The organism is Desulfosarcina ovata subsp. ovata (assembly GCF_009689005.1).
Taxonomy (GTDB): domain Bacteria; phylum Desulfobacterota; class Desulfobacteria; order Desulfobacterales; family Desulfosarcinaceae; genus Desulfosarcina; species Desulfosarcina ovata.
On sequence record NZ_AP021879.1, the window covers coordinates 693,564 to 709,782 of the forward strand.

At 58.0% G+C, this 16,219-nt stretch carries 12 protein-coding genes; 3 read left to right on the forward strand and 9 right to left on the reverse strand.

Annotated features, from left to right (window positions below):
• Positions 1 to 55: 55 nt before the first annotated feature.
• The 5 genes from cimA to ilvD form a co-directional block, all read right to left on the reverse strand.
• Positions 56 to 1,717: a citramalate synthase gene (gene cimA, locus GN112_RS03095; RefSeq protein WP_155308890.1), complete on the reverse strand. Its 1,662-nt coding sequence runs from the start codon at positions 1,715 to 1,717 to the stop codon at positions 56 to 58.
• Between the two features lie 73 nt (positions 1,718 to 1,790).
• Positions 1,791 to 2,843, reverse strand: a complete 1,053-nt coding sequence (gene ilvC, locus GN112_RS03100; RefSeq protein WP_155308891.1) for a ketol-acid reductoisomerase — start codon at positions 2,841 to 2,843, stop codon at positions 1,791 to 1,793.
• Positions 2,844 to 2,953: 110 nt separating this feature from the next.
• On the reverse strand, positions 2,954 to 3,442 hold the full coding sequence (gene ilvN, locus GN112_RS03105; protein ID WP_155308892.1) for an acetolactate synthase small subunit: 489 nt from the start codon (positions 3,440 to 3,442) through the stop codon (positions 2,954 to 2,956).
• A gap of 41 nt (positions 3,443 to 3,483) precedes the next feature.
• A complete protein-coding gene (gene ilvB / locus GN112_RS03110; RefSeq protein WP_155308893.1) occupies positions 3,484 to 5,169 on the reverse strand; it encodes a biosynthetic-type acetolactate synthase large subunit in 1,686 nt (561 codons plus the stop codon).
• A 79-nt stretch (positions 5,170 to 5,248) separates the two neighbouring features.
• On the reverse strand, positions 5,249 to 6,916 hold the full coding sequence (gene ilvD, locus GN112_RS03115) for a dihydroxy-acid dehydratase (RefSeq protein ID WP_155308894.1): 1,668 nt from the start codon (positions 6,914 to 6,916) through the stop codon (positions 5,249 to 5,251).
• 333 nt (positions 6,917 to 7,249) lie between these two features.
• Here ilvD and GN112_RS03120 point away from each other — a divergent pair, with 333 nt between their 5' ends.
• Positions 7,250 to 7,816, forward strand: a complete 567-nt coding sequence (locus GN112_RS03120) for a YqgE/AlgH family protein (RefSeq protein WP_155308895.1) — start codon at positions 7,250 to 7,252, stop codon at positions 7,814 to 7,816.
• Between the two features lie 116 nt (positions 7,817 to 7,932).
• On the opposite strand, the gene GN112_RS33760 is transcribed toward GN112_RS03120, so the two are convergent.
• On the reverse strand, positions 7,933 to 8,085 hold the full coding sequence (locus tag GN112_RS33760; protein ID WP_173179041.1) for a hypothetical protein: 153 nt from the start codon (positions 8,083 to 8,085) through the stop codon (positions 7,933 to 7,935).
• A 341-nt stretch (positions 8,086 to 8,426) separates the two neighbouring features.
• On the opposite strand from GN112_RS33760, the gene GN112_RS03125 reads away from it, so the two are divergent.
• Positions 8,427 to 10,673: a dynamin family protein gene (locus GN112_RS03125; protein ID WP_155308896.1), complete on the forward strand. Its 2,247-nt coding sequence runs from the start codon at positions 8,427 to 8,429 to the stop codon at positions 10,671 to 10,673.
• Between the two features lie 125 nt (positions 10,674 to 10,798).
• The gene (locus tag GN112_RS03130) at positions 10,799 to 11,590 is read left to right on the forward strand and encodes a ParA family protein (protein WP_155308897.1); all 792 of its coding nucleotides are present in this window, start codon (positions 10,799 to 10,801) and stop codon (positions 11,588 to 11,590) included.
• Between the two features lie 81 nt (positions 11,591 to 11,671).
• On the opposite strand, the gene GN112_RS03135 is transcribed toward GN112_RS03130, so the two are convergent.
• The 3 genes from GN112_RS03135 to GN112_RS03145 form a co-directional block, all read right to left on the reverse strand.
• Entirely contained in the window at positions 11,672 to 14,125 is a 2,454-nt protein-coding gene (locus GN112_RS03135; RefSeq protein WP_155308898.1) for a heavy metal translocating P-type ATPase, read from the reverse strand.
• A complete protein-coding gene (locus tag GN112_RS03140; RefSeq protein WP_155308899.1) occupies positions 14,122 to 14,328 on the reverse strand; it encodes a heavy-metal-associated domain-containing protein in 207 nt (68 codons plus the stop codon). Before GN112_RS03140 ends, GN112_RS03135 begins: the two co-directional genes overlap by 4 nt.
• Before the next feature lie 145 nt (positions 14,329 to 14,473).
• Positions 14,474 to 16,219, reverse strand: coding sequence for a YcaO-like family protein (locus GN112_RS03145; RefSeq protein ID WP_155308900.1), 1,746 nt, complete (start codon positions 16,217 to 16,219; stop codon positions 14,474 to 14,476).

Consider the following 16,219-nt stretch of genomic DNA (forward strand, 5'->3'; position numbering starts at 1 on the left):
GTTGCAGGTGAGTCGGCGGTTGCCGATTTGGCGACCGCCGCGGATGCGTTTGAATTTATAGATTGCACGATACAGGAGCCGGCGGTTGCTCATTGCCGGCATGCACACCCGGCGATTCCTGATTCTTCCGGGCCGCTTCCTTGGCCAGTTTGAACTGAAAGCTGTCGGCCAGGGCCTGCCAACTGGCCTCGATGATATCTTCGGAAACGCCGATGGTACTCCAGATCTGATCCTGGTCGCGGGACTCGATGAAAACCCGCACCTTGGCCTCGGTTCCATCGCGACCGTCGACCACACGGACCTTGAAGTCGACCAGTTTCATGGTGTCCAGATCGGGATAGAAGTTGCCCAGGGCTTTTCTCAGGGCATTGTCCAGGGCACTGACCGGACCCAGGCCTTCGGCGGCGGTGATCTCATGACTGTCGCCCACCGAGATTTTGATGGTGGCGTGGGCCGAACAGGGAAAATCCTTGTCTTTTTCAATGGTTACCCGAAACGACTCCAGGTCGAAGAGGGGTTTGAACTGCTCGGTGAATTTTTCCAGCATGATCTGAAACGATCCGTCGGCCACGTCGAACTGGTAGCCTTCCTCTTCCATCTGTTTGATGGCGGCAACAATGGCCTTGCTGTCGCAGCCGTTGGCACACAAGTCGACCCCCATCTCCTTGGCTTTGTACTCCACATTGCTTTTGCCGGCCAGGTCGGACATCAGGACCCGTCGCTGATTACCCACCTGTTCAGGATCCATGTGCTCGTAAGCGCGGGGCTCCTTGATGATGGCACTGACGTGAATGCCGCCCTTGTGCGCGAAGGCACTGCGGCCCACAAACGGACGACTGTTGATGGGAACGATGTTGGCGGTCTCGCTGACATAGCGGGAGATACTTTTCAGGCCGCTGAGTTTTTCGGCAGGAATACAGGGCCGGTTCATTTTGGCACACAGGATCGGAATAATTGTCGTCAGATCGGCGTTGCCGCAGCGCTCGCCATAACCATTGATGGTTCCGTGAACCATCACCGCACCGCAATTCACCGCTGAAATAGAGTTGGCCGCAGCCATGCCGCAGTCATTGTGGGAATGAATGCCCAGCTTCAGCGGACGCGATCCTCCGGTTTGCGGTTTCAACGCCTGTCTGACCGATTGCATGATCGATTCCAGTTCATGGGGCAGGGTGCCGCCGTTGGTGTCACACAAAACAATAAAGTCGGCACCGGCGTCAAAGGCGGCCATCAACGTCTTCAGCGCGTAATCCGGATCGTCCTTGTACCCGTCGAAGAAATGCTCGGCATCGTAGATCACTTCCCGTCCACGCTCTTTCAGAAACGCCACACTGTCGGCAATCATGGCCAGGTTTTCCGTCAGGGTGTTTTCCATGACGGCCGTGACATGCAGGGGCCAGGTTTTGCCGAAAATGGCTGCGGCCGGTGTTTCGCTGTCAAGGATGGCATTCAGGTTGGGATCATCGGCTGCGCGGATACCCGGCTTGCGGGTAGAGCCGAAGGCGGTAATCCGGGCATTGGCAAACGTTTCCCGCTTGGCCAGTTCGAAAAAGCGCATATCCCGGGGATTGGATCCGGGCCAGCCGCCTTCGATGTACTGGATTCCCATTTCATCCAGACGTTTGGCGATTTTCAGCTTCTCGTCTGCGGTGAAGGTGATGTTCTCGCCCTGGGTGCCGTCTCTCAGTGTGGTGTCGTAGATAAGGATCGGTTGCATGCTTAATCTTTCTCCTGACGCGATTTGTGGCGTCGGGGGCCGTCCCGGCAGGCGGGAATGGCCCCCGAACCCCTTATTTGCGCCGGTTTTCCGGTCGAAGGGCACGTACCGCCGCGCCGGCCTGCCACATCTCTGAATTGTGGATCACCGCCAGCTCTTCATTCAATTTCTCGCGGTAATCAGGGGCGCTGTTGCAATCCAGGGTGCGTCGGGTCTCTTCGCCGGTGATCACGCTTTTGTACAGCTGTTCAAACACCGGTGCCACGGCGTCGCGGAAGCGCGGCGCCCAGTCCAGGGCCCCCCGCTGGGCCGTGGTACTGCAGTTGGCGTACATCCAATCCATACCGTTCTGGGCCACGAGTCGGATCAGGCTTTGGGTCAGTTCCTCCACGGTTTCGTTGAAGGCCTCGCTGGGGCTGTGGCCGTTTTTGCGCAGAACGGTGTATTGGGCTTCCATGACACCGGCCAGGCAGCCCATGAGTACGCCGCGTTCACCGGTCAGATCGCTGTAGACCTCTTTTTCGAAGGTGGTCGGAAACAGGTAACCGGAACCGATAACGATGCCCAGGGCGATGGTGCGCGTGCGGGCACGGCCGGTAAAATCCTGATGGATGGCGAAACTGGAGTTGATGCCGCTGCCGTCCAGAAAGTTGGTGCGCACGGTGGTGCCGGAGCCTTTGGGCGCCACCAGGATCACATCCACATTTTCCGGAGGAACGATGCCGGTCTGCTCACGGTAGACGATTCCGAATCCGTGGGAAAAATAAAGCGCATCGCCTTCGTTCAGGCACTCCTTGATCGCCGGCCACATGGCCACCTGGCCGGCATCGGAAAGCAGATACTGGATCACGGTCGCCTTGCGGGCGGCTTCCTCCACGGGAAAGAGGGTTTTTCCGGGAACGAATCCGTCGGCCACGGCTTTATCCCAGGAAGCGGTGCCCTGGCGCTGCCCGATGATTACCTCGATGCCGTTGTCACGCATGTTCAGTGCCTGGCCCGGCCCCTGAACGCCGTATCCCAAAACGGCGACAACCTCTTTTTCCAACGCTTCGCGGGCCTGCTGGAGGGTAAATTCTTCGGATGTGACCACCTCTTCAACGGTTCCGCCAAAATCGATATTTGCCATCTATGTCTCCTTGAATGATCATTTTTGTTCCGGCAGGTGGGTTGAGACGCTCTGCCGGAAAGGGGTTACGGTGTCGGATGGCCATGCCCCAGCGGTATGGCGCCGACGGTTCAGTGGGGTTCCCTGAACAGGGCGATGGTACCCGTGCGGGCAATTTTTTTAATGCCCATGGGCTTGAGCAGGTTCACCAGTGCTTTCATTTTCTCAACCGATCCGGTGGCCTCGATGATGTAATACTCCACCCCGACATCGACGACTTTGCATCTGAAAATATCAACGATCCGCAGGATTTCGTCGCGGTTTTCCGGTTTGGCCCGCACACAGATCAGTGCCATTTCCCGCTGAACCGATCCGGACCCGGTAAGGTCCCTCAGCTTGATCACATTGATGAGTTTTCGAAGCTGTTTTTCGATCTGTTCAACCAGCGGTTCATTGGCTTTGGTAACAATCGTTATCCGGGAAACCTTGGGATCGATGGTTTCAGCCACGCAAAGGCTTTCAATATTGAATCCACGGCCGCTGAACAATCCCACGATGCGCGAAAGCACCCCGGGTTCGTTGTCCACCAGCATGGTTAAAATATGCTTCTCTTCAGTCATTGTCCGTCCTTTTATCAAAACGTAAAGCGCCGCGAAGGCGGTTACACCAGCAGCATTTCAGTAATCGGGGCGCCGGCCGGGACCATGGGATAGACGCACTCCTCCCTGGATACCCTGAAATCCATAATCACCGGGCCGGGCGTCTCAAGCCCCTGGCGCAATACAGCTTCAACCTCGTCCGGACGGGTGGCTTTGAAACCGACGGCGCCGTAGGCCTCGGCCAGCTTGACGAAGTCAGGCGCGTGTTCCAGCCCCGTACAGGCGTATCGCTTGTCGTAGAACAACTCCTGCCACTGACGGACCATACCCAGGTAGCAGTTGTTGAGGATGACCACCTTGACCGGCAGTTTGTACTGCATGGCCGTGGCCATCTCCTGAATGTTCATCTGGATGCTGCCGTCGCCGGCCACATCCACCACCAGGGCGTCGGGAAAGGCCACCTGCGCACCGATGGCGGCGGGCAGCCCGAAACCCATGGTGCCCAGTCCGCCGGAGGTGACAAATTGCCTGGGACGGTCGAAATGGTAGTACTGGGCCGTCCACATCTGGTTCTGGCCCACCTCCGTGGTGATGATCGCCTCACCATGGGTCAGTTCGTAAAGCTTTTCCACCACAAACTGCGGCTTGATTTCATCTTCCTGGGCGTAGGCCAGTTTGTACTGCTGCTTCCACGTCTCGACTTTCTCCATCCATGGACGCCGCCGGGCTTTCATCGCTTCGAGGTCCTCGTCTTCCAGGAGCGTGTTGAGAATTTCGAGGCAGCTCTTGCAATCTCCCACTACCGGCACGCTGACCGGGACATTCTTGCGAATGGAGGTCGGGTCGATATCGATATGCACGATTTTGGCCTGGGACGCAAAACAGTCGGTCTTGCCGGTGACCCGATCGTCGAAGCGAACCCCGATGCCGATGAGCAGGTCGCACTCTCCGCTGCTCATGTTCGCCCGGTAGGTGCCGTGCATACCGATCATCCCCAGGGAAAGGGGATCGGTGCCCGGAAAGGCGCCCAGCCCCATGAGCGACATGGTCACTGGAATTTCGGTACTGCGCGCCAGTCGGGTCAGCTCGTCGGCACCCTTGGACAGCAGTACTCCGCCGCCGGCGAAAATCAACGGGCGTTTTGAAGATTTGATCAGGTCCACCACCTTTTGCAACTGCTTGGCATTGGGCTTGTAAGTGGGGTTGTATGATTTGAGGCGCACCTTCTGATTGGGTTTATAGTTGGTAACGCCCTGCTGTACGTTTTTTGGAATATCCACCAGCACCGGTCCAGGCCGCCCCGAACGGGCGATGTGAAACGCCTCCTTGAGTATCCGCGGCAGATCTTCGACCGAGGGGACCAGGTAGTTGTGTTTGGTGCAGGGGCGGGTGATGCCGACGATATCGACCTCTTGGAAGGCGTCGTTTCCGATCAGGTGCGTCGGTACCTGGCCGCAGATAATTACCAGCGGAATGGAATCCATGTAGGCGGTGGCAATACCGGTGACGGCATTGGTGGCCCCCGGTCCGGAGGTGACGATGCAGACGCCGACCTTTCCAGAGACCCGGGCATACCCGTCGGCCGCATGGACCGCAGCCTGCTCGTGGCGCACCAGGTAGTGGTGCATATCGGTTTTTACGACGTTATCGTGAATATCGATGGTGGCGCCGCCGGGAAACCCGAAAATGGAGTCCACGCCTTCTTCCTTCAGGACCTCCATCAGTATCTGCGCTCCGGTGAGTTTCATTGCTTGTGCTCCTTTGCTTGTGGCACATGAATCATGCTGTCTTGCGATTGACGATTTGGGCGGGCTACCCGGATGCCCCTTATTTCACCACCGCTCCCTGGCTGGCCGAGGAGACCTGCCGGGCATAGCGCGCCATGTAACCGGATTGGATCTTCGGTTCCGGTGCCTGCCACGCGCCCAGACGACGTTCGATCTCCTCCTCGGCCACCTTCAGGGTGACCGTTTTACCGGGGATATCGATGGCAATCCGGTCACCCTCGTTGACGATGGCGATGGGCCCGCCCTGGGCGGCCTCGGGCGAGATGTGGCCGATGGCCGCTCCCCGGGACCCCCCTGAGAAACGCCCGTCGGTAATCAGGGCCACGGAATCGTCCAGGCCCATGCCGGCAATGGCCGAGGTGGGGGTGAGCATTTCACGCATGCCCGGCCCGCCCATAGGGCCTTCGTAGCGGACGACGATGACATCCCCTTTGTTGATGCGTCCTTCCATAATGGCTTCGCTGGCGGCATCCTCGGAATCGAATACCCGCGCCGGGCCCTCGTGGCACAGCATCTCGTCGAGCACCGCCGACTGCTTGACCACACAACCGTCCGGCGCGAGGTTGCCGTAGAGTACGGCCAGGCCGCCCTTTCGATGGTAAGGGCGGTCAAGGGGCCGGATCACTTCCGGGTCGAGGGTCGTCGTCCCTTCTGTGTTTTCGGCAACACTCTTGCCGGTCGCGGTCATGCAGCCGGTATGGATCAGTCCGGCGTCCGACAGCTCCTTGATCACGGCGGGGATGCCACCGGCCCGGTTGAGGTCCTGGATGTGGTGGGTCCCACCAGGGCTCAAGGAACAGATGTGCGGGGTCTTTTCACTGATCTGATTGATCATTGCAAGGTCCAGGGAAACACCGGCCTCATTGGCGATGGCCGGCAGATGCAGAACCGTATTGGTCGAGCAGCCCAACGCCATGTCCACGGTCAGGGCATTTTCAAACGCATCGGGGGTCATGATGGAACGGGCGGTGATCTGCCGCTGCCAAAGATCCATGATCTGCATTCCGGCCTGTTTGGCCAGGCGTACCCTGGCGGAGTAAACCGCCGGAATGGTGCCGTTGCCCGGTAGCCCCATGCCGATCACCTCGGTCAGGCAGTTCATGGAGTTGGCCGTGAACATGCCTGCACAGGAACCGCAGGTGGGGCAGGCGGCGTCTTCGAAAGCGGTCAGCTGTTCGGTACTCATTTTTCCGGCTTTTACGGCGCCGACCGCCTCAAAAATAGTAATCAGATCGATGCGGCGTCCCGGAATCTCCGGGTGTTCACCGGCCAGCATGGGGCCACCGCTGACGAAAATTGCCGGCAGATCCAGGCGGGCGGCCGCCATCAGCATGCCGGGAACGATTTTATCGCAGTTGGGAATCAAGACCAGGGCATCCAAGGCATGACCCGTGGCCATCACCTCGATGGAGTCGGCGATGAGTTCGCGGCTGGCCAGGGAATACTTCATGCCCATGTGATTCATGGCAATGCCGTCGCATACGCCGATGGTGCCGAATTCCACCGGTGTGCCACCGGCCATATAGATTCCGGCCTTGACCGCCTCGGCGATGGTGTTCAGGTGAACATGTCCGGGGATGGCGGTATTCACGGCATTGGCGATACCAATCAGCGGGCGCTTGATTTCTTCGTCGGTATACCCGATGGCCTTGAAAAGGGCCCGGTGCGGTGCCCGTTCGATTCCCTGTTTGGCTGCGTTGCTTTTCATCCCCTTTGTTGTCCTTTCTGAAAAATGTCCAAAAAAAAATCCGTTATCGCCTCGGGGGGATAACGGATTTTATATTTTCCTGTTTTGGCTGTTTCAGGCCATTATCGCCCCGGTCTCCTCGTCGTGGATAAGTACACCCACTACGAGGATAAGAATGAGACCAATAATGCTAAGAAGAACGAGACGATAATTCATGGATTTCACATACCAGTTAATTTTGGTCATCCCTAACAGTCTGTTTCTTTTAAGTCAAGCTTTTTCTTGCCTTTAACAGGCCATCCCGATAAGCTGGGGGATATCGGTAACCCGCCAGAGCAAAAGGAGAAATCAAAGATGGATCAAGGAGGGCAATCGCTGAAAGGGCAGTTTCTCATGGCCATGCCAGGTTTGAATGATCCTAATTTCTACCAGTCCGTGACATGCCTGTCTGAACACAACGCCAGGGGAGCCATGGGAATTGTTATCAATCGGATCCATCCGGAGATCAATGCGAAAATGATCTTTGACGAACTGCAGATCAGTTGCGTGGCCGGTTCCGAGAGGATTCCCGTTCACATTGGCGGGCCGGTTCATATGAATGAAATATTTGTTCTCCACGCGGCGCCGTTTGGCTGGGAAGGCGGTATGATGATAACAGAGGAGGTGGGGCTGAGCAACTCCCGCGATATCCTCGAAGCCATTGCCGCCGGCTATCCGCCGCAAGAATATATCATTGCCCTGGGGTGCGCCGGATGGGGACCCGGACAGCTGGAAGGGGAGATTCGTAGCAATTCATGGATCACCGGCCCTTATTCAGCAACGATTGCCTTCCAAACGGGCGTGGAACGACGCTGGGAGGAGGCCATGAAAGGCATTGGCATCGATCCGGCGCTGCTTTCCGACACGGCCGGGCGTGCCTGACCGGTTTTCCAAAAAAGAATTGGGCGTGGATGGCGATGGGGAGCAGTCGGATATTTGGTGGCGGGGCGGATGCGAGTGTGAAAAAAATTAACTGGAATAGGTGATTCTTCACCCTTTTATTCCGTGTCGTCTTTTTTCGGTTTCTGTTTGGGTTTTTTCTTTTTCAGGCAAATCTTGTCTTTTCTGACGAATGCACACAGCTTAGGATTGTAGTACTCCTTACAGTTCAACGGATTGTACAATGGGCATTCCGGATGTTTTTCTGACATATGTCTGCTATTCCTTATGGGTGATTTAGCGCCTATGCGTCGCCCATCTCCTTTCCTTCCGCACTGTTCTATATCATTAAAGCATAAGATTTACAAGCCATTGTGTTTGTTCGGCGACATGCTTCGGCATCATGGATGCCTGCCGGGAAGGCTTTGACAATCTCAGCATTAAACGGTAAGAGCCGGATATGGGCAGACGGGACGCCCATGCATGGACCGATACCGATCCTTGTGGCGCCGGCAACCGACTCCCGTGCCATTGCAACCCTGATTCCACGTTGCACGCAGGATCGCCAGTCACGGCAAAATAGGCCTGCTGCGCGGGATGAGAATCGATCGACATGTCTTTATACGAAACACTCAAGCACCAGCTTGTCCAACTCAGCGATGATACGGCAACCCTTCTTGACGATGCCGAGAAGATCACCGAAACCGGTGATGAAGGTCTTTCGCGGTGGAAAATCACCTGCCGGACCATCGCCCGGCAGATGCACGAAGAGACGATGCGGGTGGCTGTTGTCGGGGCCATCAAGTCCGGGAAAAGCACTCTTGTCAATACCCTTTTCGGCGGCGATTTTCTCAAGCGGGGCGCCGGCGTGGTGACCTCCATTGTGACCCGCGTCAGGTGTAGCGAAAAACTGCGCGCCACATTGTTCTTGAAAAATTGGGCCGCCGTCAATGAAGACATCGGACAAGCGTCACTGCTGCTTCCTGCGCAACACCGGGCTGATGAGGGATCCGCCGGATTTGATCTGCGCCGTGAACCGGATCGCCGAATCCTCGAACGGGCCTTGAGTGAACTGGCCGCCGATCAGCTGATCACCAACGACACGCGCAGCGCCGGAAGTGTGCTGCTCTCCTCATACCTTACCGGCTTCGATCGGGTGCAACCATATATCGGAGACGATGACTCCAACGCTGTGTTCGAAAATGGTCGTTTCAGTCAGCATCGGGATTTTGTTGGCGATGATACCATGGCCGTCTACCTGAAGGATGTCCTGCTTGAGATTGACCGCCCCGGGCCCGGTGAGGGGGTGGAAATCGCCGACTGCCAGGGGAGTGATTCGCCCAACCCACTGCATATGGCCATGATTCAGGATTATCTGAGCATGGCGCACCTCACCGTTTATGCCATCAGCAGTCGTACCGGTGTCCGGCAGGCGGATATCCGTTTCCTGTCGATGATCCGCAACATGGGGATTATGGACAGCGTGGTGTTCGTGGTCAATTGCGATCTGAGCGAGCATGAATCCCTGGACAGCCTGCATGAAAGTCTCAAACGCATTCAGGCGGATCTCTCCCTGATCTGCCCCGAGCCGGAGATCTTCTCCTTTTCGTCCCTGTTTCTGCTTATGGACCAGATCGAAGATCAGCTGTCCCCAAGGGATCGGGACCGTTTGTCGCATTGGCGCCGCGAAACCGCCATGGTCGATTTCTGCTCAGCCGAGTGGGCGCGCTTCCAGGCGTTTTTGGATCATAAGATTCGCCGGGAGCGCAGCGCCCTGCTTTTAAAAAACCATCTGGAGCGTCTGGAGATCGTTTCCTCCGGAATTAGCAACTGGATCGGTTTCCAGCACGCCCTGCTGACCCGTGACAGTGGGGGCGCCAAGGCTCTGGCCGATCGCCTGCATGACCAGAGAGGCCGGCTCGATCGCCTGAAACTGACCGTAAAGAACACCCTGGACGGCGCGGTTCACCAGGTTAAGAACGACATGAAACGGGCGGTCGACCAGTTTTTCGACGCCCACGGGGACGGTGCCGTCGCCCGGTTGATCCATTTCGTCCACGGCTATCCGGTAGAGATGCAGCGCTATGCGGACAGCCTGCAAAGCGCCGGCTTCGCCCGGACCCTGTATCTGGTTTTCCAGGAATTCAAACAGGTGGTCGACCGACACATGGCCGAAAGCGTTAACCCCGAAGTGATCCGCTTCCTTCAATCCCAGGAACGCTATCTTGTGGATTATCTGGACGATATCGCCGGACCTTACGGGAGCATGATCGATGATGCCCTGGCCCGGTATGCCGGTGCCCTGGATGATGTCAAAATGACCCGGCGGGAGGATGCACCGGCGCTTCGCATTGGAAGCGAGATGGAGGCCATCCGTAAAATGGCCGCCCTGTCACGCCCCACCGCCGCGGCGACCATGCATTACTCCGCCCAGATCAAGACCGAGGCCGTGATGCGCCTCGGATTCTACAAGTTGGTCAATCTGGTGCGGCAGGCGTTCAAGCGGCCGGCGGAGAAAGCCCGGCAGGAACCTTTCCTGGCCATGGACGCTGCCGTCAAACGGATGAAGCGCGAGACGGAACGGTCGATTCTGTTTCACCTTAAAGATCACAAGGAGAATATCAAGTTTCAATATCTTCTGAAACTGGCCGACGCCGCCGCGGCCGCGCTGCAGCGCCAGATGCTGGAACGCTTCCAGCACCATGGTGCCGATTTGTCACAACTGGTGCAGCGCATTGGCGAGACCCAGCTGGACAAAGAGAAGATCACGGCGTCACTCGAGCAGATGGAAGCCACCGCCGGTTCGGTAAAGACGCGGATCAGTGATATCAAGGCAAAGTTGCAGCAGTTGAGCGCCTGATGACCGTATGCGGATCAGATGTTGCGCCGGATCACTTATTTTTCAGCGATTCCTGAACCGGACCGGCAATCCTGGGGGATGCGTTGTCGGCGATTTGGCAAGGATGCAAAGAAAAGGGAGGAACCATGGTCCAACACAAGGCCAGAGCCATTGCCGTGGCAAATGAAAAAGGAGGCGTCGGCAAAACCGTAACCGTAATCAATCTGGCAGCCGCCCTGAGCCTGGCCAACCAATCCGTTCTGGTGGTGGATATGGATCCCCAGGCCAATGCCACAAAGGGACTCGGCATTACACCCGGCGATGATGCCCCTTCGGTATACGACCTGCTGATGAACAACAACGGGCGCTCGGCCGCCGAAACGGTTGTTCGCACCGCCTGGGACGGGCTCCACCTGATTCCTTCCCATGTGGATCTGTCCGGCGCCGAAGTGGAACTGGTGGATGCCGAAGGCCGCGAAAACCGGCTGAAGGAGGCCCTGGCCCCGCTTCAAAGCGGGTACGACTTCATTCTTTTGGATACACCGCCCAGCCTCTCCCTGTTGACGGTCAATGTGTTCACCTGCGCATCGGAAGTGCTGGTTCCCTGTCAAACCCATCCCTACGCCTTTGGCGCCCTTGCCGAATTGTTTGATACCATCGACGCGGTGCGTGAAGAGATCAATCCGGATCTGACCATTTGTGGCATCGTCCCCACCCTGGTGGACCTGCGCACACGGGTGGCCAAAACGGTCATGGAACAGTTGAGCACAGATGACCGTTACTGCGACCTTGTGTTCAAGACCGCCATTCGCAGCAATGCCACCATTGCCGAGAGCGCCGATGTGGGCAGACCGGTGGTTTTTTATCGCCGAAGCAGCTATGGTGCAAAGGACTACACCGCTCTGGCGGAAGAGATTATGTCAATGTCAACGGTTTAAAATAAAAAAAAGACCCATGCTGGAATTCCGGCATGGGTCTTTTTCACCTTGGCATTTGGCTTCGCCAGGTATTTTTCGCGATCAGCGATCAGAGATTTTCGTCCGGTACAATCTCAGGCTGTTGGAGACGACCGAGATGCTGGAAAAGGCCATGGCCAGGGCGGCCAGAATGGGATGCAACTGGCGCAGCACCATGGGGAGGGTCTCGAACGGATAGAGTGCGCCCGCCGCTACCGGAATCAGAACGGCATTGTAGAAAAAGGCCCAGAACAGATTTTGCCGAATCGTTGCCATGGTGGCCCGACTGAGGGTGATCGACCGGGGAACGCCGTTGAGAGAGCCGGCCGCCAGAATCACATCGGCCGTTTCAATGGCCACGTCTGTGCCGCTGCCGATGGCAAAACCCACATCGGCCTGGGCCAGGGCCGGCGCATCGTTGATGCCGTCGCCCACCATGGCCACCCGTTTACCGGCCGTCTGCAACGCCTTGACACGGGCCGCCTTCTCCTCCGGCCGCACCTCGGCTTCCACCAGATCCACCCCGGCCTCACGACCGATCGTCTCGGCTGCCTGCCGGTTGTCACCGGTGAGCATGACCGTCTCCAGGCCCATCTTCTTCAGTCGTTCAACGGCCGGGGGAGAGTCGGGCTTGATTTGATCGGCCACACCGATCAGGCCCAAAAGGGTGTTCGCATCGGCAGCCACCATGACGGTTTTTCCCTGGGCCTGAAGGCCGGATATCCGATCGATCGTCTGTTCGGAAATCAATCCGACCTGGTCGCCAAACCAGCCCGGTTTACCGACCCGGATATCCCTCCCGTTCACCTCGGCGCTGACCCCGTCTCCCCCATGGGCCACAAACGCCTCGGCAGAGAAAAGCGTTACCCCCGATAGCTTCGCCTTTTCGATCACCGCCCGGCCCAGGGGATGCTCGGATCCCTGCTCCACCGAAGCAGAAAGCCGCAACAGGTCTTCTTCGGTCACCCCTTCGGATCTGTTGGGAATCAGGTCGATAACCATGGGCTTGCCTTGCGTAATGGTGCCGGTTTTGTCCAGTACCACGGTGGTCAGGTGGGTGGCGCCTTCCAGGGCGCGGCTGTTCTTGAAGAGCATGCCTCCCTCGGCGCCTTTGCCGGTGCCGGCCATGATGGCGGTGGGTGTGGCCAAGCCCAGGGCGCAGGGGCAGGCGATGACCAGCACGGCGACCATGCGGATCATGGCAGTGACAAAATCGCCGACGGCCCACCACCAGATGGCGAATACCAGAACGGCAATCAAAATGATGGCCGGCACGAACACGGCGGCCACCCGGTCGGCCAGTGCCTGGATCGGGGCCTTGCTGCCCTGGGCCTCCTGCACCAAGCGGATGATCTGGGCCAATGCGGTTTCACGGCCCACCCGGGTGGCCGTGAAGATCAGCGTTCCCTGACCGTTGATCGTTCCGGCGGCCACCGTGTCACCCATCTTCTTGTCCACCGGAATGGACTCTCCGGTAAGCATGGATTCATCGACGGCCGATGCGCCCTGGTCGACCAGGCCGTCCACAGGAATGCGTTCGCCGGGACGAACCCGTACCCGATCCCCCTTGCGCACCTGTTCAATGGGAATTTCCAGTTCTTGATCATCCCGGATCACCGTGGCCGTTTTCGGGCGCAGTCCCATCAGCTTGCGGATGGCATTCCCCGTCTTGCCCTTGGAACGGGCTTCAAGCAGTTTGCCCATCTTGATCAGGGTGATAATCACCGCCGAGGTTTCAAAATAGACGTGTCCGCCGACGGACGACAGCAGCAGGACGGCCAGGGAGTAGAAATAGGCCGTGGACGATCCCAGGGCTACCAGCACGTCCATGTTGGCGCTTTTGTTGCGCAGGCTTTTCAGCCCGCTGACATAATAATCCCAGCCGGTGTAAAACTGTACCGGTGTGGCCAGCAGCAGGAACAGCCAGTTGACCCACAACTGGTGACTCCATGTGCCGATGAGGCCGAAATCCCTGGCCATGCTGAGCAGGAACAGAGGCAGAGCAAAGCCTGCACCGACCATGAACTTGCGGGTCTGATTGGCAATTTCCTCGCGTCGGGCCTCGGCCTCGGCATCGGCGGGATCGCCCTGCTGCTGAATCAGGGCGCCGAATCCGGCTTTTTCCACGGCCGCTGCCAGATCGTCCGGCGTGACCATGGCGGGCAGGAATTCCACACTGGCGCGCTCCGCAGCAAAATTCACCGCAGCATCGACCACGCCGGGCACTTTCTTGCCCAGTGCGCGCTCCACATTCATGGCGCAGTTGGCGCAGCTCATCCCGGTAACGGCAAAGTCGATGTGCGCCGTGGCAACCTTGAAGCCGATCTTTTCCACCTGCCGGATCAGATCGGCCGACGATACGGATTTCGGATCGAAGGTTACCGACGCCTGCTCCGTGGCGAAATTGACGTTGGCCTCATCCACACCGGAGAGTTTTTTCAGCCCGCGGGTAATGTTCATGGCGCAGTTGGCGCAGGTCATTCCCGTGATGGGCAGGGTCAGGGTGTTTTGGGTCATGATTCCGCCGGATAGTTGATTTCGGACAGGATTGCCCGGACGCCTTCGATGGACGCCGGGGCGTCCCACTGGACGGTCACTGTTTTGGTTGCCGCATCGGCCGTCACAGAGGTCACGCCTTCCGCTTCGGAAAGTTCGGACTCGATGGCCGAGACGCAATGGCCGCAGGATATATTGGGAACATTCAGTGTTGCTTGTGTCATAGGGGGCCTCCTTTGGGTTCACGTAACCTTTGAATTTTTCTTTAAGGTAAGGGGGACATGCCGGCTTTCAAGGGACGGGGACGAAAAATGGCCCGCGGCTGTGGGCAGCGGGCCTGGCAAGAAAGGGTCTTGTGGCCGGTCTGCGCTAATCCGGCCGATGACCGGTCAGCCGTTCCAGGTTGTCCCGGGCAAACTCGATTCCCGGGTCCAGTTCCAGGGCCATCCGGTAGTAGCGCACGGCCTCGTCTTTACGTCCCATTTCACGGTAGTTGGAGGCGATGTTGGCATAATCGATGGCCGATCCGGGATCCAGGCGGAGAACTTTTTCAAAACAGTCGATGGCCGCCTGGTGTTCCTTCTTCATGAAATGGCAAAAGCCCATCAGATTGTAAATGTCGGTCCGCTCCGGATCCAGAGCCTCACCCTGGGCCAGCACGGCCAGGGCCTGGTCGTACTGGCCCATTTCCTTGTGGCAGACACCCATGTAGGAATAGATGCTGGGACGATCCTGATCGGTCGGTGACCGGTCAAGGGCCTGGGAAAAATGTTTCAGGGCCAGCGTCGGGTCGTTACGTTCCAGATGACAGTTGCCCAGGTAGAACTGAATGAAATATTTGCCCGGAAGGCATTGTTCCATCTCGGTCAGGCGCTTGATGGCGGTGTCCGGCGCAAACCGTTCCATGGTGAGCTTGGCGGCGAACATGGCCACGCTCGTACCTGTAGCGCGTTCCCGGAAATGGGCGCCGGGTACGATCGTGTAGAAGGCGGGCACGGCCAATTGCGGGTGGGTCGTGTCTACGACCAATACCTCAAAATCACGCTGGGCCAGGGCCTGGATACACGATTCGACTTCCCTTCTGATATTATCATGGGAAATATCCGGCAGATCGGAAAGGGGAATCGGACCGGGGGCGTTGATGACGTAATCGGCATCGGCCAGACGGGTGAACTTGGGTAGGCCCGAGGCCACATAGTTGGATCCGGAATTAAAATCACCGGCCAACTGGGCCACTTCGGTGAGCGCCCGGCTCAATGCCTTTTCCGGGCTGGGGGTGGTGCCGGCCGTCCAGACGATTTCGCTTTTTTCTGGAAACGTGGCCGGATCGACGGCCAGCACACCGACCGATGGAATGCCCATCTCAAGGCTGAAGTCGGTGATATGGAGCTGAATACCGGCTTTGGCGTATTTGTCCAGCATCTCCCGGACGCACCGGTCCGAAGCCGAATCCGGGTCGATCCGCGGGGTCGCGAGGCGCTGGCGGCTGATCACCGAGGAGACGTGGCGCTCCACGATTTCGCAGATCCCCTGGCTCAGCGCCTCGGGGATGCAATTGCCGGCCGACGGGCCGTTAAAGGCATTGATCGCATAAAACCAGTCCAATGGGATCAGCACTTCGCGCTCGCGGGTCAGACTCCAGGCACCGGTCCAGCGCAGGGGCAGGGACTTGAAGATCGTTTGGGCCGCGTCCAGATCCGCCGACTCGTCATGGACCGATTTGGCGATCTGGTCGAAGCCGATGGCGTCATCGCCAAACTGCTCGACGGTACCCAGGCGGGTATGGGATTCATTTTTATAGAAACTGAAGAAACTGAACCGTTCGGCCAGTTCCATGACGGCGCTGGCCTCCGCCTGCGACGGGGTGGCGCCTTTGCCCATCTGTTTCCTGGTGCCGATGATCTTCCGGGCATCGTGACCGCAGGTGCTGAAGAAGACGGGAATGTCAAGCCGGCCGTTGTCGATGCGGGATGTGCTTTCAAGAATATTCAAGTCCAGTTGTTTCATTCTGGCTTTGACCATGGCCACGGTTTTTTCGGGCAGCCAGATCTTATCCTGATCGTCGGTCGCCTCTTTGATGGCGTCGGTCAGTGTGATGGGGCCTGTACGTTTCAT